General features: G+C 61.8%; 24 protein-coding genes. 9 read left to right on the top strand and 15 right to left on the bottom strand.

The genetic code is table 11. From position 1 onward, the window contains the following. Complete coding sequence (locus tag J5Y06_RS06915) at positions 1-1506, bottom strand: M81 family metallopeptidase (protein ID WP_209334279.1); 1506 nt, start codon at positions 1504-1506, stop codon at positions 1-3. A gap of 14 nt (positions 1507-1520) precedes the next feature. Then, positions 1521-2570 (bottom strand): succinylglutamate desuccinylase/aspartoacylase family protein, encoded by a 1050-nt coding sequence (locus tag J5Y06_RS06910; protein WP_245247590.1) that lies wholly within the window; start codon positions 2568-2570, stop codon positions 1521-1523. A 67-nt stretch (positions 2571-2637) separates the two neighbouring features. Here J5Y06_RS06910 and J5Y06_RS06905 point away from each other — a divergent pair, with 67 nt between their 5' ends. Genes J5Y06_RS06905 through J5Y06_RS06895 form a run of 3 tightly spaced genes read left to right on the top strand, consistent with a single transcriptional unit; the run spans position 2638 to position 5450 of the window. Next, on the top strand, positions 2638-3831 hold the full coding sequence (locus J5Y06_RS06905; RefSeq protein WP_209334278.1) for a mandelate racemase/muconate lactonizing enzyme family protein: 1194 nt from the start codon (positions 2638-2640) through the stop codon (positions 3829-3831). Between the two features lie 18 nt (positions 3832-3849). After that, entirely contained in the window at positions 3850-4590 is a 741-nt protein-coding gene (locus tag J5Y06_RS06900; RefSeq protein WP_209334277.1) for an SDR family NAD(P)-dependent oxidoreductase, read from the top strand. A gap of 17 nt (positions 4591-4607) precedes the next feature. After that, positions 4608-5450, top strand: a complete 843-nt coding sequence (locus J5Y06_RS06895; RefSeq protein ID WP_209334276.1) for a fumarylacetoacetate hydrolase family protein — start codon at positions 4608-4610, stop codon at positions 5448-5450. 156 nt (positions 5451-5606) lie between these two features. On the opposite strand, the gene J5Y06_RS06890 is transcribed toward J5Y06_RS06895, so the two are convergent. Further along, positions 5607-6278, bottom strand: a complete 672-nt coding sequence (locus tag J5Y06_RS06890; RefSeq protein ID WP_209334275.1) for an amino acid ABC transporter permease — start codon at positions 6276-6278, stop codon at positions 5607-5609. A gap of 55 nt (positions 6279-6333) precedes the next feature. After that, on the bottom strand, positions 6334-7188 hold the full coding sequence (locus J5Y06_RS06885; RefSeq protein WP_209334274.1) for a transporter substrate-binding domain-containing protein: 855 nt from the start codon (positions 7186-7188) through the stop codon (positions 6334-6336). Between the two features lie 162 nt (positions 7189-7350). Here J5Y06_RS06885 and J5Y06_RS06880 point away from each other — a divergent pair, with 162 nt between their 5' ends. Both J5Y06_RS06880 and J5Y06_RS06875 read left to right on the top strand, forming a co-directional pair. Next, positions 7351-8529, top strand: coding sequence for a mandelate racemase/muconate lactonizing enzyme family protein (locus J5Y06_RS06880; protein WP_209334273.1), 1179 nt, complete (start codon positions 7351-7353; stop codon positions 8527-8529). Between the two features lie 54 nt (positions 8530-8583). Then, positions 8584-9324, top strand: coding sequence for a FadR/GntR family transcriptional regulator (locus tag J5Y06_RS06875; protein ID WP_209334272.1), 741 nt, complete (start codon positions 8584-8586; stop codon positions 9322-9324). A gap of 938 nt (positions 9325-10262) precedes the next feature. Here the strand turns inward: J5Y06_RS06875 and J5Y06_RS06870 are convergent. From J5Y06_RS06870 to J5Y06_RS06855, 4 genes are read right to left on the bottom strand one after another with little or no spacing between them, the layout of a single operon-like run. Continuing rightward, a complete protein-coding gene (locus J5Y06_RS06870) occupies positions 10263-10793 on the bottom strand; it encodes a sarcosine oxidase subunit gamma family protein (RefSeq protein ID WP_209334271.1) in 531 nt (176 codons plus the stop codon). Further along, positions 10786-13740 carry a sarcosine oxidase subunit alpha family protein gene (locus J5Y06_RS06865; RefSeq protein ID WP_209334270.1) on the bottom strand — a complete coding sequence of 985 codons (2955 nt, stop codon included), beginning with the start codon at positions 13738-13740 and terminating at the stop codon, positions 10786-10788. The genes J5Y06_RS06870 and J5Y06_RS06865 overlap by 8 nt, the downstream gene beginning before the upstream one ends. Beyond that, positions 13737-14012: a sarcosine oxidase subunit delta gene (locus J5Y06_RS06860; protein ID WP_209334269.1), complete on the bottom strand. Its 276-nt coding sequence runs from the start codon at positions 14010-14012 to the stop codon at positions 13737-13739. The genes J5Y06_RS06865 and J5Y06_RS06860 overlap by 4 nt, the downstream gene beginning before the upstream one ends. A 12-nt stretch (positions 14013-14024) precedes the next feature. After that, positions 14025-15275 (bottom strand): sarcosine oxidase subunit beta family protein, encoded by a 1251-nt coding sequence (locus tag J5Y06_RS06855; RefSeq protein ID WP_209334268.1) that lies wholly within the window; start codon positions 15273-15275, stop codon positions 14025-14027. Positions 15276-15360: 85 nt separating this feature from the next. Here J5Y06_RS06855 and J5Y06_RS06850 point away from each other — a divergent pair, with 85 nt between their 5' ends. Next, complete coding sequence (locus J5Y06_RS06850; protein WP_245247589.1) at positions 15361-16323, top strand: GlxA family transcriptional regulator; 963 nt, start codon at positions 15361-15363, stop codon at positions 16321-16323. On the opposite strand, the gene J5Y06_RS06845 is transcribed toward J5Y06_RS06850, so the two are convergent. The 7 genes from J5Y06_RS06845 to J5Y06_RS06815 form a co-directional block, all read right to left on the bottom strand. Then, positions 16320-16601: a hypothetical protein gene (locus tag J5Y06_RS06845; RefSeq protein ID WP_209334267.1), complete on the bottom strand. Its 282-nt coding sequence runs from the start codon at positions 16599-16601 to the stop codon at positions 16320-16322. The genes J5Y06_RS06850 and J5Y06_RS06845 overlap by 4 nt on opposite strands. Position 16602: 1 nt before the next feature. Beyond that, the gene (locus J5Y06_RS06840; RefSeq protein ID WP_209334266.1) at positions 16603-17283 is read right to left on the bottom strand and encodes a hypothetical protein; all 681 of its coding nucleotides are present in this window, start codon (positions 17281-17283) and stop codon (positions 16603-16605) included. A gap of 9 nt (positions 17284-17292) precedes the next feature. Beyond that, entirely contained in the window at positions 17293-18714 is a 1422-nt protein-coding gene (locus tag J5Y06_RS06835) for an APC family permease (RefSeq protein WP_209334265.1), read from the bottom strand. Positions 18715-18727: 13 nt separating this feature from the next. Continuing rightward, positions 18728-18895, bottom strand: a complete 168-nt coding sequence (locus tag J5Y06_RS06830) for a hypothetical protein (RefSeq protein ID WP_209334264.1) — start codon at positions 18893-18895, stop codon at positions 18728-18730. 27 nt (positions 18896-18922) lie between these two features. After that, entirely contained in the window at positions 18923-19300 is a 378-nt protein-coding gene (locus J5Y06_RS06825) for a hypothetical protein (RefSeq protein ID WP_209334263.1), read from the bottom strand. Positions 19301-19313: 13 nt separating this feature from the next. Then, on the bottom strand, positions 19314-19634 hold the full coding sequence (locus J5Y06_RS06820) for a hypothetical protein (protein ID WP_209334262.1): 321 nt from the start codon (positions 19632-19634) through the stop codon (positions 19314-19316). 153 nt (positions 19635-19787) lie between these two features. After that, positions 19788-20483, bottom strand: a complete 696-nt coding sequence (locus J5Y06_RS06815) for a helix-turn-helix domain-containing protein (protein WP_209334261.1) — start codon at positions 20481-20483, stop codon at positions 19788-19790. Positions 20484-20680: 197 nt separating this feature from the next. Here J5Y06_RS06815 and J5Y06_RS06810 point away from each other — a divergent pair, with 197 nt between their 5' ends. Genes J5Y06_RS06810 through J5Y06_RS06800 form a run of 3 tightly spaced genes read left to right on the top strand, consistent with a single transcriptional unit; the run spans position 20681 to position 23683 of the window. Continuing rightward, a complete protein-coding gene (locus tag J5Y06_RS06810) occupies positions 20681-21592 on the top strand; it encodes a class II glutamine amidotransferase (protein WP_209334260.1) in 912 nt (303 codons plus the stop codon). 33 nt (positions 21593-21625) lie between these two features. Then, the gene (locus tag J5Y06_RS06805; protein ID WP_209334259.1) at positions 21626-22312 is read left to right on the top strand and encodes a GltB/FmdC/FwdC-like GXGXG domain-containing protein; all 687 of its coding nucleotides are present in this window, start codon (positions 21626-21628) and stop codon (positions 22310-22312) included. A 42-nt stretch (positions 22313-22354) separates the two neighbouring features. After that, entirely contained in the window at positions 22355-23683 is a 1329-nt protein-coding gene (locus tag J5Y06_RS06800; protein WP_209334258.1) for an FMN-binding glutamate synthase family protein, read from the top strand. Positions 23684-23739 lie beyond the last annotated feature (56 nt).

The raw sequence follows: 23739 nt of genomic DNA, 5'->3' as shown, positions 1-23739 counted from the left end.
TCAGCTCGCGTCAGGCCGCGAAAACAAGGAAGCTGCTGGCTTGTAATCGACGATGTCGTCGAGAGGGTAGATCGGCCGCATGCATTTGGTATGCCCGAGCTTCTTCACGTCGGCCGAGGTGGCTCCGGGAGCGTCAATGTTGAAGTTCTTTTCTACCCAGGCATCGAACATGTGGTATTCGGTGTGCGGTGACTTCACGACCACCAGATCGAAAGCCTTGGGGTTAAGGCCATTGGCGTAATACATCGCGCGGTCGAACAGGCTGACTGAGCGGCTCATCACCACAACCGTGAAGTTGTCGAAAGCAAGAACCGCAGTGGGCCCCGCGTGAAGACCAAGCTTCATCGTTTCCAGTCTTGCTTCGCCATCGGAGAGCAGCTGAACACGCGCCTGCACCTTCATTGGCACGAACCGCCGCGGATCCATCGCGCCGCCCAACGAGACCTCGATCTGCGCTCCCACGCCTGCACGATGGGCCGCGGCCGCCGCTTCCGGATCGACGATCTGGGCCAATACGCGCCGTCCATAGCCTGCCGCCAGAAGAGCCTCGAGGATGATGTTGGAATCGCCAGTAGCGCCAGAAGAGGTCGCATCGGCCGCATCGGTGAAGCACACCGGCCCATTCAACGTTCGCGCCTGGGCGATTGCTCGATCAAGATCGACCAGTTTGCCTTGCATGCGGTGACGAAGCGGCCAGAATTCGGAAGCCAGGCGCTCCGCTTCCCTGCGCGCGCTTTCCTCCTCGCCATCGCTGACGATCACGATCTGGCTGCACAGCTCAGGAACGTCCGTGAAGGGATTGCCGATCATGATGCCTGCCGAAAGCGCCGTGCCGTCCCGCTCCAGCCGCCGGCATTCCCCGATAAGGTCGCCATAGCAGCCGGTTCGCGTGATCAATTCGTCGCCCCGCACAAGGGCCGGAATGATGCACCGCGCGATAACCGGCTTGCGCTTGCCGTTCAACAGGTCGAGCAGCAGTCGGGCAGCGCGTGCGCCGGTATCGGCGAAGTCCACATGTGGATAGGTGTGGTAGATGGCGATCCCGTCGACCTGGCGGATCATCCTTTCGGTCAGAATTCCGTGAAGGTCGAGGGAAATGACGATCGGCAGCGCATCGCCCGCCAACTCGCGGACACGCGTCAAGATCTCGCCTTCGGGGTCGAGTTCCCCATCTGCTCCCATGGCCCCGTGCAACGAAACGTAGATGCCGTCGATGTCCTGCAAGCCGTCACGAACGGCTGCCATCATTTCATCGCGCAACCGGGTCCAGCCTGTGGCCGACAACAGGCCGGCGCTGCCGGCGCGCGCGGCATAAGCAGGCACCACCTGAATTGTCGGATCCGCCTCGAAGATTGAGAGAGCCCCGCCCACGGCGGTGTTGCGGCCGCGCTGGCGATATAGCTCCTCCCCGCGCTCCACATCGAAATTTTCATAGCCCGACTGGACCGGATTGAACGACGAGATCTCCTGCATGCATTCCACGATGAGGATGCGGCGAGCTTTCATGACGCGTGCTTTCCTCAGGATGGCCAGCGGTCGTCGTAGTCTTCCATGACGATCGCAACCGCGTCCCCGCGGGCTACGCGTCCTGGCCCAGCTCCGAACCAGATCACGCCGTCCTTGGCGTATCTCAGCTCGATGGGAGCCGTGTCGACGTCTTCAATGAAGTGAACCCACCCGGCGACCTCGCCGGCCTGAACCTCCTCGCCGACATAATGGGTAGGCTCGAACAGACCACCCCTTGGCGCAAACGTGTAGGAGGCTGGGTCGCGCACCATCATGTGCCGGGTTCTCGTCGCACCATCCTTTTGCTCGGTTTCTGGCGCCCCCCCGATCACCCCCATGTGCTTGAGGATGTTGTCGACACCGCGCCGTCCGATGCGCACGCCTTCGATGTTCACGCGACCCCAGCCGCCAAGTTCCGTTCCAAGCGAGATGATGCCGCGGCGCTCAACGCAGGAGGTGAAGGTGGAGCTCTCATCAACGCCGCCGAAAACGACATTGTAGGGAGCACCAAAGGCTGCCGCTGCGGCCATCGTCTTTTCGCGCATAGTCGCGTCAGGCAGATAATGCATGTTGGTCGAAAGTGCGGAGTCAAATGACGTCCCTGCCGTATGCATGTCGACCGAGATGTCGGCCATAGGCAGGATGACGCTGTCCAGGAAGTGGGCGAGCATCTGGCTGAAGGTCCCTTTGGGATTGCCCGGAAAACAGCGGTTGATGTCCCAGTTGTCCACCGGGGTCAGCCGCGTGTCGGCCAGCACTGCAGGGATATTCACCGCCGGCATCATGATGACGCGGCCGTTGACGGCGCCTGGATCCAGGGATTGTGCCAGCCGCGAAATCGCGATGGGCCCTTCATATTCGTTGCCGTGGACGCCGCCAGTCAGCAGAACCGTTGGGCCATTCCCGTTCTTCACGACGATGATTGGGATCTCGACCGTGCCCCAGCCCGAATTGTTTCGCGACAACGGCGCTCGCGCGTAGCCGGCCTGGCGACCGTCCTTCTCGAAATCGATGTTGCAGACGATGCGGCTCTTGACGCTCACAGCTTCCATGATAATCCCCATGCACTTGCCTCGTATAATTGTATACGATATTGCCGTCAACGGTGGCGCGGTCTTGAAAGGACTGGAGATGCCTTTTCATTCGGATGCGACCTCAAGGGGCCCTGCCGCACTTGCGCCTTTGCGGATCACCTCAATCCGGGTGGCTCCGCTGCTTGGGGAAAGTCCCGCCGGCGGCTGGTCGCATGAGATCAAGGCACAGGACTCCATCCATGCCTTGATTGCGGTTCACACCGACGGCGGTATCTCGGGCTTCGGCAGCGTCTTCACTGACGGAAGGTTGGTGGAAGCGGCGGTCCAGGTGCTGGAACCGCTCTTCATGGGCGAGAACGCTCTTGAACCGGAGCGGGTCTCGGAAAAGCTTCATCAGAATACGTTCTGGATGGGGCGCGGCGGATCGCTCACCCATGCCATCAGCGGGATCGACATTGCCTTATGGGACATCCTGGGCAAGGCCACCGGCCTCTCAGTCGGTCGCCTGCTCGGCGGTCGCTATCGCGACGTGGTGCGGCCCTACTGCTCCTTGCTGATGGAAGCTCCCGAGCGGATGGGCGACGTCGTGCGCGAGCACTACGAGCGAGGCTTCCGCGCCTTCAAGATCGGCTGGGGTCCTTTTGGACGTCGCAACAGCAGCAGGCTTGACGAGGCGATCGTTCGGGCGACACGCGAAGCAATCGGACCCGACGCACAGCTTTTTGTGGACGCTGGCGCCAGCGATGCTTATTGGCCCAACGGCCTGAAATGGGCCTTGAACGCAGCGCGGATGCTGGCGGATTATGACGTCGGCTGGTTCGAAGAAGCCGTTAAGCCAGATGCCCTCGAGGATTTCGTGGAGTTGCGCCGCCAAAGCCCTGTGCCGATCTCCGGCGGCGAGGTGTTGACGCGCCGCCAGTCCTTTTTGCCATGGCTGGCACGAGGCGCTTTCGACATCGTCCAGCCTGACGTCACCAAAGTCGGAGGGATCAGTGAACAGCGTCGCATCGCCTGGATGGCCGAGGAGTTCGGCGTCCGGTATGTCGGTCACGGCTGGAACACGGCGCTTGGACTTGCCGCCGACCTTCAGCTCGCCACCGCTTTGCATGGCGCGACGCTGGTCGAATATATCGGCGGCAGCGCCTATGTCGACAAGCTGACAGCCGCCCCTTTCGAGCTCGACGCCGCTGGCTGCCTCGTCATCCCCGATCGGCCCGGACTGGGCATCGACCTCGATCGCGATCGTGTCTCACGTTATACGCCTGACGCGACCGGCTTCTTCGCCAACTGATTCTTACCGGAGGACCTCATGAATCAGATCGACTTGCAAGGCCGTACAGCAGTTGTGACCGGCGGCGCCCAGGGACTCGGCCGAGCAGTCGCGGAACGCCTTGTCGCGTCCGGCGCGAAGGTGTCGCTTTGGGATGTGGACGCCGACCTCGTGAAGCAAACTGCCTCGCACATCGGCGGCGCCTTCGAGGTTGTCGATCAAACAGATTTCGCGGCTGTTCAGCAAGCCGTTTCCGCTACCGAGCAGCGCCTGGGCGGGATCGATATCTTGGTTGTCAACGCGGGTATCGCCGGCGCCAATGCGACCGTTGCGGATTATCCACTCGATGAGTGGAAGCGGATCATCGACATCAACCTGAACGGCGTGTTCCACTGCTGCAAAGCAGTGGTGCCGGGCATGATTGCCCGCGATTACGGCCGGATCGTCAATGTCGCGTCGATCGCCGGCAAGGAAGGAAACCCCAACGCGGCCGCTTATTCGGCTTCCAAGGCCGGGGTAATCGCCTTGACGAAATCGCTGGGCAAGGAAACAGCCAACAAGAACATCGCCGTGAACTGTGTCACGCCCGCCGCGGCGCGGACGCGCATTTTCGAACAAATGCAGCAGAGCCATATCGACTACATGCTGTCACGCATTCCGAGGGGACGGTTTCTTGAGCTAGGCGAGGCTGCCGCGATGGTCGCCTGGCTGGTCAGCGCGGAAAATACATTCACCACCGGCGCGGTTTTCGACCTGTCCGGCGGACGGGCAACCTACTAGCATCTGGGATCAACAGCATGAAACTTCTTCGAGTGGGCGAGCCCGGCCGCGAGCGGCCAGCCGTGTTGGATAAGCAGGGCCAGTTGCGTGATCTGAGCACCGTGGTCGATGATATCGCCAGCACGGCACTTCTGCCGGAGGCCCTTGAAAGCATCCGCCGCCTCGATCTGTCGACATTGCCCTTGATCGAGGGGTCTCCGCGGATCGGCCCTTGCGTGGGACGCGTGGGGAAGTTCGTTTGCATCGGCTTGAACTACGCAGACCATGCCGCCGAGGCTGGCCTCACTCCGCCAAGCGAGCCGGTGATCTTCATGAAAGCCACCAGCGCTATTTGCGGTCCCAACGACACCGTCCTTATTCCCCGCGGTTCCGTGAAGACGGACTGGGAAGTGGAACTGGGCGTGGTGATCGGACAAGGCGGAAAATACATCGACGAGGCGGATGCGCTGAGCCACGTTGCCGGTTATTGCGTCGTCAACGACGTTTCGGAACGCGAGTTTCAGAACGAGCGCGGAGGCACCTGGGACAAGGGCAAGGGCGCGGACACGTTTGGCCCCATCGGCCCCTGGATGGTGACGGCCGATGAGATCCAGGACCCACAGAACCTGTCCTTGTGGCTTGAGGTCGATAACAAGCGCTACCAGGAGGGATCCACGAAGACGATGATCTTCGGCGTTGCGCATCTCGTGAGCTATGTCAGCCGCTTCATGAGCCTGCAAAGCGGCGACATCATCACAACGGGCACTCCGCCCGGTGTCGGCATGGGCCAGAAGCCGCCGGTCTTTCTGCGCCCCGGCCAAACCATCAGGCTTGGCATCGGGGGTCTCGGCGAGCAAAGGCAAACAACGGCTGCGGATTGAGCCCGGCAGGTTCTTCCGAAGCAGGCGCTTAGCCGGCAGTCTCCTCGGGAAGGCTGAAGCAGTCCTCCTGGCCGGCATTCGCCTCGTGGCTGCGCCGCCGGGGCGTTGGGCTGGGGCCGGTGCTTCACTGCCCTTGAATCCAACCTTTTGGTCAGATCAGCCGGAATTCGCCCAGCCCCGCTTTGACCATGTCTCAAGGCGTTGAACCAGAAGCGCCGCGGGGTAGCCGACCGCGCAATACAGCAGCGCCGTCACCGTATAGACGGTGAAATACTGATAGTTGCGCGCTGCAATGATTTGCCCGCTGAACATCAATTCCTGCACTGTGACCACGGAAGCCAGAGCGGTGTCCTTGAACAGCGCGATGAAATAATTTCCGAGCGCCGGCAGCACGATGCGGAACGCCTGCGGAAAGATGATCTTGCCGAAGGTCACGAAGGGGCGCAAGCCAAGGCTGCTCGCCGCCTCGTATTGATTGCGCGACACCGCCTGAATGCCGCTTCGATAGACTTCGCTCATGTAGGCGGCGTAGTTCAAGGTAAGACCGACGATCGCCGCAGCGATGGGGTCCAGTCGAATGCCCGCCATCGGCAGCACGTAATAGATGTAGATGAGCTGCAGGATGAGCGGCGTGGCGCGGATGAACTCCACGTATGCACCGGCCAGAAGCCGCAGCCAGCGCTTCCCCGACAATCGGGCTAAGGCAAGCGGAACGGCGAGGATGCCCGCGAGGATGATCACAACAACCGTCAGAAAAACTGTCATCCCGAGCCCTCGAAGGAACACGGGCCAGAACTCGGCAACAACGCCGAAATCGAAAAAGGTCATGAAGGATCATTCCTGAGGAATGCCAGCGCACCCCGCATGGCGCGCCGGCATCTTGTCAGAGCGGGAAGAAGAAAAGGTTGCGGTTGGTCAAACCGTACTTCTTGAGAATCGCCGACACCTGGCCGTTCCCACGGATTTCAGCCAAGCCCTGCGAGTAGGCCGCGCGTAGCGAGCAGTCTTCCTTGCGAACCGCATACCGAGCATAGCCGTAACCGTAGCCGAAGATGATTTCTTCGGGGACTTCCACGTTCTCGACGATCTCGATCCCGGCAGACGGATTGGCCTTAAGATATTCGGTGACCTTCACGTCATCCTCAACGATGGCGCCCACTCGTCCGGTGGAGATTGCCGCAAACTGATCTGCATCCGTTTGGAAGACTGTGAGCTTGGCGCCGATCTTGCGCAGATACTCGTCCGCTGCCGATCCTGCGATCACCCCCACTTCCTTGCCAACTAGGTCGTCGAAAGACTTCAACGATTGCGGATTGCCGTTTTGGACGACGATGGCGGGTCCGTACCACCAGGCGGGGCTCGTGAAGGAAACCGCCTTCAGCCGATCCGGTGTCACGTGGATGTTGGAGGCAACTGAATCGATACGCGATGAAAGCAGCGCCGGGATCAACTGCCCAAACGGCATAACCTCGTAGCGTATTGTCTTGATGCCAGCCCATCCAAGAGCGGCTTCATTGATTTCGACATCAAGACCGCTGGCACGGTCGCTTCCAGGTTCAAGCGACGAATAAGGCGGCGACGGAGAGATACCCAGCGTGATGCCGTTCGCCTGAGCGTCGGCCAGCGACGAGTCCCCGCAGTTCTCGAACAGCGCGGGAGCCTCGAACTTGAACTCCTGGGCAGCGGCAGGCCACGCGCCGGCTACCAAAACGAAAGCTAAAATGCGAAACGGCTTCACGGTGCAACTCCTTTGTGGTTTCCGAGAAGAAGAGGCGGCAAAAAAAATAATACTTATATCAACGGGGTTGTCGAGCGCTTTGCCAACCAGAATGTTCCTTGATATCAAAAGTCGTACCTAAGACGTTGCCGCAGATGTGGCTCATGCAAGTGGATGGCGTTCATGAAGATCGAGGCGGTTGACTTCTTTTACCTAGCGATGCCGGAGGTCACGACCGCGGCGGATGGAAGTCAGGATGCCTTGCTGGTACGCGTGCGAGGCGGAGGGCTTGAAGGGTGGGGTGAATGTGAAGCCTCGCCGCTCACGTCGATAGCAGCTTTCGTTTGCCCGATGTCGCACGGCGTTTGCCGCCCGGTGGGCGACTCGGTTCTCGGGCAAAAGCTGGATGATGTGGCCGATATTCACCGTATTGCCGCGCTTGTGGAGCGTGACAGCATGGACCTGCTTCAAGCGGCACACACCTTTTCCGGCGTCGAAATGGCGCTGTGGGACCTTCTTGGAAAGTTGAAAGGAGAGCCGGTGTGGCGGCTTCTCGGGTATCGATCGTCGGAACCCAAAGTCCCTTATGCCTCCATGCTTTTCGGCGACACGCCTGACGAGACCCGAGATCGTGCTCGCCAGGTGCTCGAGCGGGGCTTCCAGGCCGCCAAGTTCGGCTGGGCCGGCTATGGCGCCGGTTCTAGAAATACGGATGCCGACCATGTCCGCGCCGCGCGGGAAGGGCTGGGCCCGGATGCCCTCCTGATGGTCGACGCCGGCCAGATCTGGGGCAACGACTTGGAGGCGGCAGCTTCGCGCCTCCCGGATCTGGAAGCCGCCGGCGCCACATGGCTGGAAGAGCCCTTCCACGCCAGTGCTTACGATGCCTACAGCGCGCTTTCAGCGAGAAGCAGCCGCGTCCGCCTCGCCGGTGGTGAGGGTGCCCACAACGTTTACATGGCGCGACACCTGATCGACTACGGCGGCGTGGGCTTTGTGCAGATCGACTGCGGCCGGATCGGTGGCATCCTGCCTGCCAAGCAGGTGGCGGACTATGCGGTCGCCCGAGACGTCAAGTATGTCAACCACACCTTTACCTCCCACCTCGCCCTCAGTGCCTCGTTGCAGCCATACGCGGGTTTGTCGGACCACCGCATCTGCGAGTACCCGGCAGAGCCCAAATCCCTTGCGGTAGAGATCACAAGGGAGCATCTCTTGCCGGATGCCAACGGCCAGATAAAGGCTCCGGACTCTCCGGGCTTAGGTCTCTCGGTGAATGCAATCGGGTTGACGAAATATCTGGTCGACACCGAAATTAAGGTTGGGGGACGAACGATCTATGCCACGCCCAGCTTCACCTGAAGCAGCAGCGAGCCATCCCCGACAGACAGCGCCTTGGTGCGGAAAAACTAGCACATGAGCCAGTCAGGTTATCGGATGCGAGGCCTTCAAGGCCGCGTCATCGAAGCTCTTGGCGAGGCCATTGTGGGAGGGGAATTTCGTCCGGGCGAGGTGCTGCCGCGGGAACGCGACCTGATGGCGCGCTTTCAGGCGAGCCGCACCTCGCTTCGGGAAGCCTTGAAGGTGCTGGCCGCCAAAGGCTTAATCGAGATGCGCCAACGCGTCGGCACGCGAGTGCGATCCTCGGACCTTTGGAACGCGTTTGACAGCGATGTTCTGACCTGGCGTCATCGCCAGGGTATGGGTGAGTGCGTGTTCCGCGACTTCATCGAACTCCGCCAGGTGATTGAGCCGGCAGCGGCTCGGCTGGCTGCGGGCCGCGCAACGATGAATGACCTTCGCCGCATCGAGCGTGCGCAGAAAGCGATGGCGGCCGCTGCCGAAGATGGCGTTGGCTATGCCGCTGCGGATGTGGAGTTTCACATGGCCGTGTTCGAAGCATCCCACAACATCATGCTGGCCGGTTTCGCACACATCGTGGGGGATTTCCTCCGCATGAGCTTCGATGTTCAGCAGCAAGCGCTGAATGAGGCGGACAACCGGGCAGAGGACGATGCGCGAAACCACCGGCTGATCTACGAAGCCATCAACCTGGGTGACGGCACCGCTGCCGCAGACGCGATGCTGCGGGTGATCCTGGAAGGCAAGCGGTCCTTAATTGAGGCACTGGCTCCAGAAGCAGCCGCGGCAAAGTAGCTGCAACTTGAATCGCGGCAATCGACCAGCGAGCGCACAAACAATGTGCGTTGTCCCCGCGCCCTGGCATGCGCTCTGAAGCCTCGACGAAAGAGCGGCAGATAAGTGAGAACGGCTGTCGTAAGCCCGCCTGTCCGACTTTCCACCCGCCCCCGCCATTCGGCAGGCGGATGCTTTCAGAAATCCTTGAGGCAACTGGCCTGCTGCGGTGAACGGCTCTCCGCTCCGGCATCGGGGCTTGCCAAAGTGTGGCTGTCGAAAATCACATCAGGGAATGCCCCCTTTCTTACAATTTGCCACAACTGCGCGGATGCGAAGGGCGGCACACTTGGCTCGCAAGCACGGCAGCAGCGCGGCGACGCTTGACACTGGCGACGCAAAGTGCGGCGAGAGAGAGATGTGTTCCCAAGCCGAATGCCTGGAGGCTCCGGAAAATGGCAACGCGGAGCTCACGAATCTGCCCAGATTGGGGGGAGCTGCGGCTCTCAAGGAGCTTCTGTTAGAGATGATTAGGGCCAGCCGCCAAGCGAAGCCGTTACGCAACCTCCAAATGCCCTTGCCACTGGCTGTCAGAAGCCACGGTTCTGTTTTCTCGTTCAATGCTGGATCGCTAAATGATGCGCTTACCGGGGTCGCTTCGCCCCCTCCGCATGGCCCCAGCTGCAGGGCAAGCTACCTGCGGCAAACGCATGAGTATCAGTTTTGCTTCGCAATGAAATTCCCGTAGCTGCCGCTCCTGGACCAACGGGAATTCTGTAATTTTCTACCGATGAAACAGCCGCTTAACTAAGCAACTCTGAGTTTTCGAGGACGCTGACGCCTCAATTTCCCACGTTTTTTCCCGTCTGTGGGAAATTCACCGCCTATCGAAGGCGTCCCACCCCCCGGGGATGGACTCGTCATGACTGAGGAAGCGAAGGTCGCCGAACGGCGGCCACTCAATGCTCGCCGTGGTTGACGGACAGATCTTCCCACAGGCTCTGCGCAAAGCTGCGCAGCACTAGAAGCTCAAACCCGTCTTCCGCCGTTCGTGTCACATGGATCCCGATGTGATTGTAGAGCGTGGCCGCAGTCGCGCCGACAGCGAAGACGCTTGGCGAAAAGTCGACAGCACAGCCCTTCGCCAGAAGGCTGCGTGCGCCGGATCCGCTCACGGCGACCCGCACACGACCATGGCTTTGGTCTGACACCGCGGCATCTGCCCCGAGTCGGGCCGCCTTTTCACGATATTCCTTGGAACCGAGCGCTTCGTTGCCAACAACGAACCACTGCCCCGGTGCATAACGGCGCACGGCATGTGCCGTGCCGTCGCCGAGCGATGCAAGTTGCTCCGGGGTGATGTCGCGTCCCCCAGCCGCCAAGACATGAAGCACATGCCCTTCCGGCAGGGCTTCAATCCGCACCCGGGATGCGTCCCCCACGGGTGAATGCGGCAGGGCCGGCCGCGAAACGAGCGCAAACTCAGGCATGAAGCTTCTCATTGCTCGGGTCGACGAAATTGGGGTCGCACAACACGCCTGGGACCGTCTCGCCCGCAAGCGCATTCCAGATCACGACCTCTTCGCCGTGTCGGTCGGGTCCGCGGGTCACAAGGGCAAGGCCAATCGTGGAGCCCACATGCGGCGAGAAGGCCGAAGAAGTGACGTAACCCTGGTCGTTTTCCAGCGTCGCTTCGGCGCCCTTGGCCAGGATATGCGCTCCGGTGCGGAAGCTCTGTTCCGGGTTCAGCGGCTTGACGCCAACCAGCCGTGGCCGCTCGGCATCCACCAGCCCTTCCCGCTCCAGCATATGCTTGCCGATAAAATCGACCTTCTTTTGCGAAACCATGCGGCCGAAGCCGAGATCCTCAGCGGTCACCGTACCATTGATTTCTGCGTGGGTGACGTGACCCTTTTCGATGCGCAGCACGCCGAGCGCTTCCGCGCCATAGGCACAGATGCCGTGCGGCTCGCCTGCTTCCATCAGCGCATCGGCCACCGCTTCGCCGAAGCCTGCCGGAACGCCGAGTTCATAAGCAAGCTCTCCCGAAAACGAGATGCGGTAAAGCCGGCCTTCGAGCTGTCCGCCAAACAGGCTCACCGTCTTTGCTGCGAGGAACGGCACGTTCTCGTCCGACAGGTCCTCGTCCACGATCACCTGCAGAATGGCGCGCGACAAAGGTCCGGCGATTGCCATCTGTGCCCACTGATCAGTGGACGACGCCATCCGGACATCAAGATCCGGCCACAGCGTTTGCGCACAGAACTCGAGGTGGTTCATGACACCAGCGGCAAGCGCCGTGGTGGTGGTCATGAAGAAGTGGTTCTCGTCCAAACGGCTGGTGGTGCCGTCGTCGTAGATCATGCCGTCTTCGCGCAGCATGAGGCCATAGCGCGCCTTACCGACCGGCAGCTTGGCGAAGGCATTGCAATAAACGCGATTGAGGAACTCGGCTGCATCCGCGCCAAAGATCTCGATCTTGCCGAGTGTTGAGACGTCGCAAAGCCCAGCCGCCTCGCGAACCGTCTTCACTTCACGATCGACACTCTGCCGCCAATGGGTTTCGCCTTGGCGGGGAAACCAGCTTGAGCGCACCCAGAGCCCGGTTTCAACAAAAACCGCGTTGTGCTTCTCGGCCCAGCCGTGCAAGGGCGAGCGTCGCACCGGCTGGAAATGGTGGCCCGTGGAAGAACCTGTCAGGGCGCCAAACGACACGGGCGTGTAGAAAGGCCGGAAGGTTGTGGTTCCGACCTCTGCAGGAGACACGCCCCGCGCTTCCGCAAGGATGCCGATGGCATTGACGTTGGAAAGCTTGCCCTGGTCAGTTGCCATGCCCGTGGTGGTGTAGCGCTTGGCAAGTTCCACATCGGAAAAGCCTTCTCGCACCGCAAGGCCGAGATCCTTGACCGTCACGTCGTTCTGGAAGTCCACAAAGGCTTTGCCACCGGGGACGTGCCACAGCGCACGCACCGATCCTTCCGGCACGTCGCCGTCCACGGCGCCGAACTGTGCCGCCGTTCCGGTGTGTCCAAGATCGGCGACCACTGCAGCTGCTTCGGCTGCTCCCTGGGACAGGCATTCGCCCAAAGTACGCGCGCCCGCAGCAGAGCCGGCTAGTGTCAAGCCGGCAAGCCCTTCCGGGGCGAGAAACGCCTGATGCGCGTCGCTCCAGCGCGGCTTGCCGCCGCGATGGCAGGCGAGATGGATCCGGGGGCTGTAGCCGCCAGCCATGGCAAGCGCATCGGCTTCGAACCGGTCTTCGCCGCCGGCGTGGCGCACTGTGATTGCGCCGAGCGCGCGTGACCCGGACGTCCCGGAAACAACGCCACCGCTGAAGATACGAGGCACGGTCACGGCAGCGGGATGCCCTACGCGGGCATCAACCAGCGCCACCACATTGATCCCGGCCGCCTGCAAGCTGGCGGCCGTACGTGCGCCTGCATCGGAGTTCGCGAAAACCGCAACCTTCCGCCCGACGCCCACACCGAAGCGGCGGGCATAGGAAACGGCAGCATCCGCCAGCATCACGCCGGGCCGGTCATTGCCGGGAAACACCAGCGGCCGCTGCTCGGCGCCGGTTGCCAGGATGGCGCGCTTGGCCACGATGCGCCACAAGCGTTCCTGCGGCTGGCCGGGCAGAGGCTGCGACACGTGGCGCGAAACACGCTCCGCGGCTCCAAACACCATGTCGTCGAACCAGCCGAACACAGTGGTGCGCGTCATCAGGCGGACATTGGGCAGCGTCGCAAGTTCGGCGAGGATCTGGGTTGCAAACTGCCCGGCGGGCTGGCCATCAACGGAAGCGCTGTCGAACAGGAGAGACCCGCCCGGCTCCGACGCTTCATCGGCAAGAATGACTTCGGCTCCGGCGCGCCCTGCAGTGAGCGCAGCGGCAAGACCGGTCGGCCCTGCGCCCACAACAAGAAGGTCGCAATGCGCCCAGACCTTTTCATAGCGGTCGGGATCGGCATGGTAGGAAGCGCGCCCAAGCCCCGCCGCACGGCGGATGAAAGGCTCGTAAAGCTTCTCCCAGAAGGAAGCCGGCCACATAAAGGTCTTGTAATAGAAACCGGCCGACAGGAAGGGCGACAGGAAGCCATTGAGCGCGCCCACATCCCAGTTCAGGGAGGGCCAGCGGTTCTGGCTTTCGGCACGCAAACCGTCATGCAGTTCCACCATGGTGGCGCGGCTGTTGGGCTCGCGGCGCCCCGCGGACCCTACGGTCACCAGCGCGTTCGGTTCGGCTGCACCGGCCGCAACAACGCCCCTCGGACGGTGGTACTTGAAGGAGCGGCCTACAAGGAGGCGGTTGTTGGCCAGCAGCGCGGAAGCTAGAGTGTCACCAGGATGCCCCGAAAGAGCCGTGCCGTCGAAGGTGAAGCCCAGGGTGCGGGAGCGGTCGATGCGTCCGCCTTGCCCGAGACGATACGCGGTCATGAGCGGCTCTCCCCGGCAACAGCCGCTGCATCGCGAACGCCGTAGGTCTCGTGCGTGCGCGTGTCGCGCGACACAACCAGCCAGCGCCGGCAGCCGGACGTGTGGTGCCAATATTCGTCGAAGGGACCCATTGGGTTGTCGCGCAGGTAAACATACGCGTACCACGCATCCTCGCCGGCGTCCGGCTGCGGGCGCGTCACGGCTGCGCCGCGGATGGTGAACTCTTCCTTGGGTCGCGCCCCACAATGCGGGCAGCGGATCAAGCTTGCCATATCGGCTGTTCCTTAATGGAGGTTCGGCTGCGGGCCCTGCCCTTTTTCATCGATCACATAGCCGCGGCGGAAGCGATCAAGGCGGAAAGCCCGCGCCGTCGCGTGCGGTTCGCCGGTCGCAATCAGATGAGCAAAGCAGAAGCCAGACGCAGGCGTTGCCTTGAAGCCTCCATAGCACCAGCCGGCATTCAGGTAGAGATTGTCGATGTGGGTGCGGTCGATGATGGGTGAACCGTCCATCGACATGTCCATAACGCCACCCCAGGAGCGGAGCACGCGCACCCGCGACAGGCTAGGGATCATGGCGACGCCCGCTTCTGCCACATGCTCGACCGTCGCGAGGTTGCCGCGCTGCGCATAGGAGTTGTAGCCGTCGATGTCGCCGCCAAACACGAGGCCACCCTTGTTAGACTGCGATACGTAGAAGTGCCCGGCACCATAGGTGACAACGGAGTCGATGAAGGGCTTCAGTCCCTCCGACACGAACGCCTGCAGCACATGGCTTTCCAGCGGAAGCGTCATGTCCACCATGCGCGCGGTTTGCGAGGAATGGCCGGCCGTGGCCAGAGCAAGCTTGTTTGTGCCGATGAAGCCCTTGGTGGTTTCCACCCCCACGACCCGCCCGTTTTCGCGGCGGATGCCGGTGACTTCGCAATGCTGGATGATGTCCACGCCGCGCTCGTCCGCACCACGTGCATAGCCCCAGGCCACGGCGTCGTGGCGCACCGAGCCGCCACGCGGCTGGAGAAGGCCGCCTTTGATCGGAAAGCGCGCATTGTCATAGTCGAAGAAAGGCAGCCGCTCGCGAACCGCCTCACGATCGAGCAGCTCGGCATCCACCCCATGCAGACGCATGGCGTTGCCGCGACGGGTATAGGCGTCGCGCTGCGCATCCGTGTGGTACAGGTTCAAGACGCCGCGCTGGCTCACCATTGCGTTGTAATTGAAGTCCTGTTCCAGCCCCTCCCAGAGCTTCATGGACAATTCGTAGAACGGGTTGTTGCCTGGCAGGAGGTAGTTTGAGCGGATGATCGTGGTGTTGCGACCGATATTGCCCGCACCAAGCCAGCTTTTTTCCAGAACTGCAACGTTGCGGATGCCATGCTGCTTGGCGAGGTAATAGGCCGTCGCCAGGCCGTGGCCGCCGCCTCCGACAATCACCACGTCGTAATGCGGCTTGGGCTCAGGCTGCCGCCAGGCTGCCGCCCAGTTGCTGTTGCCGCGAAGGCCGTTGAGGAAAACGGATAAAGCTGAATAGCGCATGGCTGTGTCCGATGATGTCCTTTCCTTAGAAGCAATCGAGTAGGCGATCTTGCACCCATAGGACGTTCAGTGGCACGATCGAGACATGAGCGTTCCAACAGACAGTCAGCTTCGCGACATCGGTTTCATTCTCGTGCCGGGTTTTGCCCTGATGTCGTTTGCGTCAGCCACTGAACCACTGCGGGCCGCCAATCGCCTTGCTGGCCGGTCGATCTACAACCTGCGCTTCTTTGGCGAATTGCAGGAGGTGCCAGCGTCTTCCGGGGCAATGGTCCCGTCGGAGCCACTCCCGGACCGCGGCGAGAACCTTGATGCGGTGTTTGTTTGTGCCGGCGGCGGACCAGCCGATTGGCACCGTCCAAAGATCCATGCAGCGTTGCGGCGTCTTGCGGCCGATGGCGTTCGCATGGGAGGCATATCCGGCGGGCCCTATCTGTTGGCCGCGGCCGGCCTGCTGGCAAACCGACGCTTCACCATCCACTGGGAGCATGCGCCAGCTTTGGCCGAAGCCTTCCCGATGCTGGCACCGGAACAAACCCGCTTCGTGATCGATGGCGACCGGCTCACCTGCGGCGGTGGCGTGGCCCCGATCGACATGATGCATGCGTTGATTGCCGACCGCATGGGGGCAAGTTTCGCCCGCCGGGTGTCGGACTGGTTTCTCCATACGGAGATCGGGGCGCCCGCAGGGCCGCAGCGGGCGGCACTTGCCGAGCGCTATCGTGTGCACCACCCGATCCTGCTTCTGGTTCTGGAGAAAATGGCTGCGACCGTGGAGCGGCCCCTTTCCCGTGCAGCCATGGCGCGGTTTGCCGGCATTTCCGAGCGGCATCTCGACCGGCTTTTTGCCGGCCACATGACCTCGACCTTTTCCGACGAGTATCGCCGCCTGCGCCTCGACTATGCGATGCGTCTCCTCCAGCAAAGTGCGTTGGGAATTGCCGAGATCGCCTATGCGACGGGCTTTTCCAGCTCCGGTCATCTGGCCCGGCAATTCAAGGCGCAGTTCGGAACGACGCCAACGCAAGCGCGGAGCGGCAGAACCTAGGCGCGCGACGCCAGCATCCGGGCGCGACGGTAGCTGTCGGGGATGGACAGGGCCCAGATGAAAAGTCCGCCCGCATGCCGCGCAACAAAGGACTGGTCGGGCGTCGTGGTGGCGAAGGTCAGAAGTCCGAACAACACGATAAAGAACACAAAAATCAGCCCACGCAGAGGTTGACCCACCGCCACGTGCCCGCCGCCGGGAACCACAACGGCAAGCAGCAGCACAAGACGCGGGTTGATCGGCTTGCGGGCGGTCTCGGACAGGGGAGCGTCGGTCATCCTATGCGGCCTCTGCAAGGGTAGGTGCCTGCGACCGCATGGATGCGCTGAGCTGTTCTGCATGGCGCAGGGCCTGAAGGATCGTTTCCGACGGAACGGCCTGGATGGCAAACCGCGCCTGCCGCAACAGGAGATGCGTGCCGCGATCGCCTTCGCAGGCTTGTCGCACGATCCTGACGCCACCCGGGGTGACTACCGCTTCCTTGAGCTGAGTGTCGGCAAACAAACTACCGAGTTCGGCTATGTGTTCGGAACCGGGGGAGATCGTCTTGCCCCTCACGAGCAAGGCCACGTCGCCCTTCGGCGGCGGCAGCCAATCCGGCAGATCATGCGTGATCGCGTAGAACTCCGAGCCCGCAGGTCTCGCCAAAGCGCCGAGGGAGAAATCGCGGATACCTTCGCCCTCGCGCAAGGTGAGCTTGAGCCAGAGTTGCGGCAAGCGGCGGGTCACCAGCGTGTCGGCAACAAGGCCGAGGACGAGCTCCCCGCCCTCTGGACGAGGCACGACCACCACCGGGAAACCGTCAGGCTCGAGGCTGTATTGTGCTGACGGAAAAAGCTTCGCCGTTTCGTCGAGAAGATGAGCGCGGTGGGAAAGCATCGCGGCCCGTTCACGCTTCCCCTGCCGCCAAAGCCATATGGCGGCAAGGATGGAAACAACGAATGCGGCGGCGCTGAGCATGGCCTGCGCTCAGTACCCGATTGGCCGCGGCCAGGGCATGGTGAACTGGTCACCACGGCGAACAAAGCGATACCGCCAGAAGTGGAACCACAGCGAGGCCAGGATATAGAAGCACATCATGGAGATGAGCTGTGATCCGTAACCCAGCAATACCGCGAAGTAAGTGGCCGAACAGATTGCCAGCAGAAGGATCGCGGGGAGTGGGTGAAACGGATGCACGTAGCCACGCTTGATCGTGCCCAGCGGCCATTTGCGGCGGAACATGACCATATTGAAGGTCATGAACGTGTAACCGAGCAGCCCCGACAGGATCGAGAAGGTCACCACCTGGTCGAGCGGTGCACCGAGCGCAAAGATCAGCGCGATCGGCACGAGAAACACGATCGAGCGGTAGGGCGTGCGGTATTTCGGGTGCACCGCGCCGAACCAGATCGGCAGGTACCGGTCGCGGCCCATGGAGAACCAGGCGCGCGATGCATCGTTGATGCAACCATTTGCGGAAGCAAGGGTCGAGAAGATCGTGCCGACGAACAACAGCACCATCAGCGGAGTCGAACCGGTTACGCGTGCGGCATCAAACAGCGGCGTTCCGGCCTGGCCAAGATATTCCCAGGGGATCAGGCCTGAACACACATACCAGGTCAGCGTGGCTGCAATCAGCAGCGTCATGATCCCTGCCATGGTGCCGTAAGGCAGGGAACGCGCGGGCGACCGCACTTCCTCTGCCGCCTGGCAGGTTCCCTCGATGCCCAGGTAATACCAGAGCCCGAAATGCAGCGCCGCAATGATGCCGAGCCAGCCGTAAGGCAGCGGGTCGGTCGTCACCGCCGAGAACTCCAGCGGAACAGCGGATGCACCGAGTTGCACGGCTACGAAAAGGATGATGATGGCGAGGAAAGCGATCGCCGTAATCACCAGGTTGAAGGTGAGCGTTGCGAGAACGCCCCGATAGTTGAGCCAGGCGAGGAACATCACGGTGAGGATGATAAACGGCTGCTGGTTGAGGCCTTCATGCCCCTGCAATCCCGCCACCGTGTCGAGCAGGAAGCCTATGGTGATCGCGTTGGCTGCTTCCAGCATCGTGTAGGCCATGACAAGGAAGAGCCCGACGTTGAACGCCATCAGCGGACCTACGATGTGCTTGGCTTGCGCATATTGGCCGCCGGCCGCTGCCACTGTCGAGGTGACCTCCGAGTCGATCATGGCGACGCAGGTGTAAAGGAGGCCTGCGAGCCAGCAGGCGACCAAGCCCGCGATCATGCCGCCTTTGCCGACAGAAAAGTTCCAGCCCATGTATTCGCCGACAAGGACGATGCCGACGCCGAGTGCCCAGACATGGCCGGGTCCAAGGACGCGCAGCAGTTGCAGGCGCTGTCCCTGTCCGGCGGTGCCGGGGATCGGAGCGCCGCTTGGTACGGATGTGACCGTCATGACAACCCCGCCCTCACAATTTGTGCAATTCCTGCGTCCGCTCGATCTCGCCTTCGCGCGATGAGGTCAGCAGGTCGTTGTCATAGGTCGAATCGACGCGTGCCAGGTCGATCAGCATGTGACCGCCAAAGAGCACGATCAGCACCCAGGCCGCGTATTCAAGATAATTCCAGAAATCCATTGTACCCCTCCCAAGGTCGCTGAACGGCTATTGGCCGCCGAAGCGCTCGTCGATGACCTCGCGGTATTCCTTGTCCGACAAGCGCACCACCAGAACGAAATAGCCGATCACGAGAACCGCCATGATGATCAGCGCCGCCCACGAAAAGCTGTAATCGAAACGCGCGGTGATGATGTCGTTTGCCGCGGCAGGATCGGTGATGCCGAGCGCCTGCCATTGCGCCTGCTCCGCCGCGTTCTGGCCCAAGGCTTCCCAGGTGGGATTGTCGATTGGCTGCGGGTTCTTGGCCGCACCTGCGAGGCCGAGATAAAGCGGCAGGTAGAGCGCCCCGACCGTCATCACCAGAAGCACGGCGACATCGATGATTTGTGCGGCAAGACCCTGCCTTGGCGGCTGATAAGCCATGATCCCCTCCCCCTTATGATCGCTTGCGCCGACGCATCTCGTCGAGATGCATCAGATCGAGGCTGTAGATGAACTGCTTGTCGCTCTCGTAATGCCGGAGCATGGCCACGATGGCAGCCGTGTTGAGAACGAGGACGCCCGCGCCGCAGATGGCAAGGATCGTGCGGATCGCTCCATTGTTGATGTTTGGCCAGATGCTGAAAAGCACGAACAGGATGACGCACCAAAGAACCAGAACGAACACCAAGGCACCGATTCGGTCGCGGCCATGCATGCGATCGATGCGCGCAGCCATGCCGGGCGCAGCAGCGCCCTGCTCGGAAGTCTGATCCATGTTTCCTCCCGGCAGCTTTGGCTGCCTTGTTCCCTTAGGCGAATAAGATTTGCCTGCGAGGAATGTCAGGCCAGCCGCGACAACTTGTCAAGCGCCCGATGTGCTGCATCGCACCAACTCTGTTGTGCGATCGCGTCTTGGAAGGGGAACTGATCAGTCACCGACTGCCGTGTCCGGGTATGCGATGATGGACAGATAGCGGATCGGCCGGTCCTTAAGTTCTTCCGGCCCGTGCGGTGCATCGGCGTCGAAGAACAGGCTGTCTCCCGGCTCCATGTTGAAGAGGTTGCGGCCGTGCCGGTAGGTGACCGATCCTTCCAGCATGTAAAGGAACTCCATGCCGCCGTGCTGGAACGTAGGGAAAACGTCGGAGTCTTCGCTCAACGAGATCAGATAGGGCTCCACCACGACGCCGCTTGAATTTGGCCCGATATGGCCGAGCAGCGTGTACTGGTGCCCTGCCCGCGTGCCGCGCCGTTCTACATCTACCCCAGCGCCCGCCTTTACGAAGACGGCGTTGTGCTCTTCCTCGAAGCGGCGGAAAAAGCCGGTAACCGGAACGCCCAGCGCACGCGACAAGGTTTGCAACGTGGTGAGCGAAGGCGAGGTCACCCCGTTCTCGATCTTCGACAGCATGCCGATGGATATCCCGGTTGCCACCGCAAGGTCTGCAACAGTCAGGTCCAGCTTCTTACGAATGGCCCGAACTTCCCGTCCAATCGCAACTTCGAGGACATTCTCAGGCGCATCACGAACCGCATGCGGATCTTGCTTCAGCGGCAGGCGGGGCTTCGGGGCAGCAGCGGCGGATGAAGTGGAACCCTCCGCGACGAGCTTGTTCTTCGCCATGATGACTGCGGCTCCATTCCTCGTCTTGCTGGGGCATGATTCACCCAGGGTGAACGAACACGGCCATTGTTACCGCCGGAGGAAAACGGCAGCAAGCTCATCGCGTTACCTCAAGTGAAAAAAACATTCTTCACAGTTGAAAGTGCTGGTGGACGTGATATCCATTTTCCATCTCAGCCACTTCAGGGAACTCGGTCATGTGCGGGATCGTCGGACTCTTTCTCAAGGACAAGTCGCTTGAGCCGCAACTCGGCGCGCTTCTGTCGGACATGCTCATCACGATGACGGATCGCGGTCCGGACTCTGCTGGCATCGCGATCTATGGCGGCACGCGTGATGGTTTGGCCAAGATCACGGTGCAGTCCGCCGATCCGGACCAGGACTTCGCCGGCTTGCAGGAAAAGCTCAAGGAAGCGTCCGGCGGCGAAGCCACCGTCGAGATCAAGAGCACCCATGCGGTGATTTCGTTGCCGGCAGCGCGCGTGGATGCGGTTCGCGAAGCCTTGGCGACGGTTGCGCCCAATTTGCGCGTCATGGGCGCCGGTGAAAGCGTCGAAATCTACAAGGAAGTGGGATTGCCGAAGGAAGTGGTGGAGCGCTTTGGCGTTCGTTCCATGAGCGGCAGCCACGGCATCGGCCATACGCGGATGGCCACGGAGTCCGCGGTGACAACGCTGGGTGCGCATCCTTTCTCCACCGGCGCGGACCAGTGCCTCGTCCACAACGGCTCGTTGTCCAACCACAACAATCTGCGCCGCACCCTGCGCAAGAAGGGCATGCGCTTCGAAACGGAGAACGACTCGGAAGTTGCTGCTGCTTACCTCACGGCCGAAATGAACACCGGCAAGGATCTCGGCGAAGCGCTGGAAGGCGCGCTGGATGATCTGGATGGTTTCTTCACCTTTGTGGTCGGAACCAAGTCGGGCTTCGGCGTGGTGCGCGATCCGATCGCCTGCAAGCCTGCCGTGATGGCCGAAACGGATCAGTATGTCGCGTTCGGCTCGGAATACCGGGCGCTGGTCAACCTGCCGGGCATCGAAACAGCCCGTGTATGGGAGCCTGAACCCGCCACGGTCTATTTTTGGGATCACGAAAAGGCTGCCGCCTGAACCCCTGCCTTCTTCTTCCAGGACACGCCACGCATGCCCGTTTTTGACCTTACCGCGACGCCTTTGCGCGAATTCAACCAGGCGCTCCACGATGTGAAGAGTGGTGCCAACGACACAGCCTTCGAGGTGGTGAACCCGCGCGGCCACCATTCCGTGGCGGTCGGCATCGATGCGCCGGTGGTGGTCGATGTGCGCGGCTCAGTTGGGTACTACTGCGCCGGCATGAACGACGGCGGGACCGTGACGGTGCATGGCTCAGCCGGACCAGGCGTGGCCGAAAACATGATGTCGGGCACTGTGGTCATCGAAGGCGACGCCTCGCAATATGCGGGGGCCACCGGACGTGGTGGCCTGCTCGTCATCAAGGGCAACGCGGCCTCACGCTGCGGCATCTCCATGAAAGGCATCGACATCGTCGTGCATGGCTCGATCGGGCACATGTCCGCCTTCATGGCGCAGTCGGGCAATCTCGTGGTCCTGGGCGATGCTGGTGAAGCGCTAGGCGACTCGCTTTATGAGGCTCGCCTGTTTGTGCGCGGATCGGTGAAAAGCCTGGGCGCAGATTGCATCGAGAAGGAGATGCGCCCCGAACACATCGAGGTCCTTTCGGGTCTTCTCGAAAAGGCTGGCGTCACCGACGTCAAGCCGGAAGAGTTCAAGCGCTACGGCTCGGCCCGCAAGCTCTACACCTTCAACATCGACAATGCCGACGCTTACTGAGCCGCCCGGCTCCGTTGAAGTGAAGGGGAAAGAATCCGCCACATGAGCTACCACAATCCACCCACGCCGCCGCGCAAGTCCGCCACCTTCGACGACGCGACCATGGCGGAAATCCGCCGGGCGGCAGCAACTGGCATTTACGACATTCGCGGCGGTGGCACGAAGCGCAAGGTCCCGCATTTCGACGATCTGCTGTTTCTTGGCGCATCCATTTCGCGCTACCCGCTGGAAGGCTACCGCGAGCGCTGTGAGACCTCGGTCACGCTTGGCACCCGCTTTGCCAAGAAGCCGATCCACTTGAAGATCCCGATCACAATCGCCGGCATGAGCTTCGGTGCCTTGTCCGGCAATGCCAAGGAAGCGCTGGGACGAGGCGCTACCCTGGCCGGAACGTCGACGACGACGGGCGACGGCGGCATGACGGATGAAGAACGCGGCCATAGCCAGTCGCTTGTCTACCAGTATCTCCCCTCCCGCTACGGCATGAATCCGAAGGATCTGCGCCGCGCCGACGCGATCGAGGTTGTGGTTGGCCAGGGCGCAAAGCCTGGCGGCGGCGGCATGCTGCTTGGCCAGAAGATCAGCCCCCGCGTCGCCAAGATGCGCAACTTGCCCGAAGGCATCGATCAGCGCTCTGCCTGCCGTCACCCAGACTGGACGGGACCGGACGATCTCGAAATCAAGATCAACGAGCTGCGCGAAATCACGGATTGGGAGAAGCCGATCTATGTGAAGGTGGGCGGCGCCCGCCCCTATTACGATACGGCACTTGCCGTGAAGTCCGGCGCAGACGTTGTGGTGCTGGATGGCATGCAGGGCGGCACGGCCGCCACGCAGGACGTCTTCATCGAGAACGTGGGAATGCCGACCCTGGCTTGCATCCGCCCCGCCGTACAGGCGTTGCAGGATCTCGGGATGCATCGTGAAGTTCAGCTGATCGTCTCCGGCGGGATCCGCTCGGGTGCAGATGTGGCCAAGGCGCTGGCGCTGGGTGCCGATGCCGTAGCGATCGGCACCGCCGCGCTGGTGGCGATCGGCGACAACGATCCTAAATGGGAAGAAGAATACCGCAAGCTCGGCAGCACGGCCGGGGCTTATGACGATTGGCACGAAGGCAAGGATCCGGCCGGCATCACCACGCAGGATCCGGAGCTCGCCCAGCGGCTTGACCCGGTTCTCGCCGGCCGCCGCCTCGCTAATTACCTGAAGGTCATGACGCTGGAAGCGCAAACGATCGCGCGTGCTTGCGGCAAGAACCACCTTCACAATCTCGAGCCAGAGGACTTGTGCGCACTGACCATGGAAGCAGCCGCCATGGCGCAGGTGCCGCTTGCAGGGACAAGCTGGTATCCTGGAAAGGGAAGCTTCTAGAATAGGAACACGACCAGGCCGGAGCGACGGGAGAACCGCTCCGGCCTGATCACCAT

The organism is Tianweitania sediminis, from assembly GCF_017813335.1.
Classification (GTDB): domain Bacteria; phylum Pseudomonadota; class Alphaproteobacteria; order Rhizobiales; family Rhizobiaceae; genus Tianweitania; species Tianweitania sediminis.
Note: the sequence above shows the minus strand (reverse complement) of the source record. Positions and strands in the feature narration are given on the sequence as shown.

Coding starts and splice junctions, on each gene's coding strand:
- J5Y06_RS06860 (WP_209334269.1), bottom strand. CDS start 14,012: ATGGCAAGCTTGATCCGCTGCCCGCATTGTGGGGCGCGACCCAAGGAA.
- J5Y06_RS06840 (WP_209334266.1), bottom strand. CDS start 17,283: ATGCTCAGCGCCGCCGCATTCGTTGTTTCCATCCTTGCCGCCATATGG.
- J5Y06_RS06855 (WP_209334268.1), bottom strand. CDS start 15,275: ATGCGCTATTCAGCTTTATCCGTTTTCCTCAACGGCCTTCGCGGCAAC.
- J5Y06_RS06835 (WP_209334265.1), bottom strand. CDS start 18,714: ATGACGGTCACATCCGTACCAAGCGGCGCTCCGATCCCCGGCACCGCC.
- J5Y06_RS06810 (WP_209334260.1), top strand. CDS start 20,681: ATGTGCGGGATCGTCGGACTCTTTCTCAAGGACAAGTCGCTTGAGCCG.
- J5Y06_RS06880 (WP_209334273.1), top strand. CDS start 7,351: ATGAAGATCGAGGCGGTTGACTTCTTTTACCTAGCGATGCCGGAGGTC.
- J5Y06_RS06815 (WP_209334261.1), bottom strand. CDS start 20,483: ATGGCGAAGAACAAGCTCGTCGCGGAGGGTTCCACTTCATCCGCCGCT.
- J5Y06_RS06915 (WP_209334279.1), bottom strand. CDS start 1,506: ATGAAAGCTCGCCGCATCCTCATCGTGGAATGCATGCAGGAGATCTCG.
- J5Y06_RS06805 (WP_209334259.1), top strand. CDS start 21,626: ATGCCCGTTTTTGACCTTACCGCGACGCCTTTGCGCGAATTCAACCAG.
- J5Y06_RS06900 (WP_209334277.1), top strand. CDS start 3,850: ATGAATCAGATCGACTTGCAAGGCCGTACAGCAGTTGTGACCGGCGGC.
- J5Y06_RS06845 (WP_209334267.1), bottom strand. CDS start 16,601: ATGACCGACGCTCCCCTGTCCGAGACCGCCCGCAAGCCGATCAACCCG.
- J5Y06_RS06910 (WP_245247590.1), bottom strand. CDS start 2,570: ATGGGGATTATCATGGAAGCTGTGAGCGTCAAGAGCCGCATCGTCTGC.
- J5Y06_RS06820 (WP_209334262.1), bottom strand. CDS start 19,634: ATGGATCAGACTTCCGAGCAGGGCGCTGCTGCGCCCGGCATGGCTGCG.
- J5Y06_RS06800 (WP_209334258.1), top strand. CDS start 22,355: ATGAGCTACCACAATCCACCCACGCCGCCGCGCAAGTCCGCCACCTTC.
- J5Y06_RS06870 (WP_209334271.1), bottom strand. CDS start 10,793: ATGCCTGAGTTTGCGCTCGTTTCGCGGCCGGCCCTGCCGCATTCACCC.
- J5Y06_RS06895 (WP_209334276.1), top strand. CDS start 4,608: ATGAAACTTCTTCGAGTGGGCGAGCCCGGCCGCGAGCGGCCAGCCGTG.
- J5Y06_RS06865 (WP_209334270.1), bottom strand. CDS start 13,740: ATGACCGCGTATCGTCTCGGGCAAGGCGGACGCATCGACCGCTCCCGC.
- J5Y06_RS06830 (WP_209334264.1), bottom strand. CDS start 18,895: ATGGATTTCTGGAATTATCTTGAATACGCGGCCTGGGTGCTGATCGTG.
- J5Y06_RS06875 (WP_209334272.1), top strand. CDS start 8,584: ATGAGCCAGTCAGGTTATCGGATGCGAGGCCTTCAAGGCCGCGTCATC.
- J5Y06_RS06850 (WP_245247589.1), top strand. CDS start 15,361: ATGAGCGTTCCAACAGACAGTCAGCTTCGCGACATCGGTTTCATTCTC.
- J5Y06_RS06825 (WP_209334263.1), bottom strand. CDS start 19,300: ATGGCTTATCAGCCGCCAAGGCAGGGTCTTGCCGCACAAATCATCGAT.
- J5Y06_RS06890 (WP_209334275.1), bottom strand. CDS start 6,278: ATGACCTTTTTCGATTTCGGCGTTGTTGCCGAGTTCTGGCCCGTGTTC.
- J5Y06_RS06905 (WP_209334278.1), top strand. CDS start 2,638: ATGCCTTTTCATTCGGATGCGACCTCAAGGGGCCCTGCCGCACTTGCG.